Annotated in this window: 1 protein-coding gene; it reads right to left on the bottom strand. The window is 68.6% G+C overall.

Features of this window, described 5'->3' with window-relative positions; translation table 11 throughout:
- Nucleotides 1-1,004: glycoside hydrolase family 10 protein (locus AAH991_RS40090; protein ID WP_346231187.1), on the bottom strand; the 1,004-nt coding region annotated here is incomplete at both ends.

Raw genomic sequence — 1,004 nt, 5'->3', positions numbered from 1 at the left:
CGTTGAGCGCGTTGAGGACGGAGGTGTAGGCCTGTTTCTTGTTGTAGTTGCCGTCGAACAGCAGGGGGGTGTCGCCGCTGCGCCAGGAGTACTTGTCGGTGATGCCCCATACGGTGATGCCGGTGCAGCGGGGCACGGCCAGGCAGGCCTGGGTGACGCGGCGGTAGGCGTCGGCCTGGGTGGAGCCGGAGCCGCCGACGTCGAGCTCGGTGATCTGGACGTCGACGCCGAGGGCGGCGAACTGGGCGATGTTCTGCTGGTAGTTGGCGGGCGGGTTGCCGAAGTGCGACTGCAGGCCGACGCAGTCGATGGGCACGCCGCGGGCCTTGAAGTCCTTGACCATGTTGTAGACGCCGCGGGTCTTGTTGGCGTTGGCGTCGTCGATGTTGTAGTCGTTGTAGCACAGCTTGACGTTGGGGTCGGCGGCGCGCGCGGCGCGGAAGGCCTCTTCGATGAAGCCGTTGCCGAGTTTCTGGGTGAACACCGAGCTGCGCAGGCTGCCGACGGCGCCGCCGTCGGCGAAGGCCTCGTTGACCACGTCCCAGGCGTAGACCTTGCCCTTGTAGTGGTTCATGACCTGGGTGATGTGGCTGGTCATCGCCGAGCGCAGGTCGCTGGCCGACATGTTGGAGTTGACGTAGCCGGGCAGCTGGGCGTGCCAGACGAGGGTGTGGCCGCGGACCTTCATGCCCTTGCTGAGGGCGTGGTTGACGATCTGGTCGGCGGGGCCCCAGTTGAACGAGCCGCGGGAGGGCTCGATCGGGCCCCATTTCATCTCGTTTTCGGCGGTGACCGAGTTGAACTCCCGGTCCCAGGTGGCCACATAGGTCGAGTCGTTCAGGTGCCCGGCCGCGATGGCGGTGCCGAAGTAGCGGCCGCTTTGGGCGGCCGCTTCGCCGAGCGTGCCGGCGGCGGCGCCCGCGGGGGTGGTCGCCGCCAGCGCGGTGACCGCGCCGAGTACGCCGAGGGCGCCGGCGACCAGCATCCGGCGGGTGCCGCCGGAC

It is taken from the genome of Microbispora sp. ZYX-F-249 (assembly GCF_039649665.1).
Taxonomy (GTDB): domain Bacteria; phylum Actinomycetota; class Actinomycetes; order Streptosporangiales; family Streptosporangiaceae; genus Microbispora; species Microbispora maris.
The sequence above is the reverse complement of the archived record's forward strand: the minus strand, read 5'-3'. Positions and strand labels throughout refer to the sequence as shown.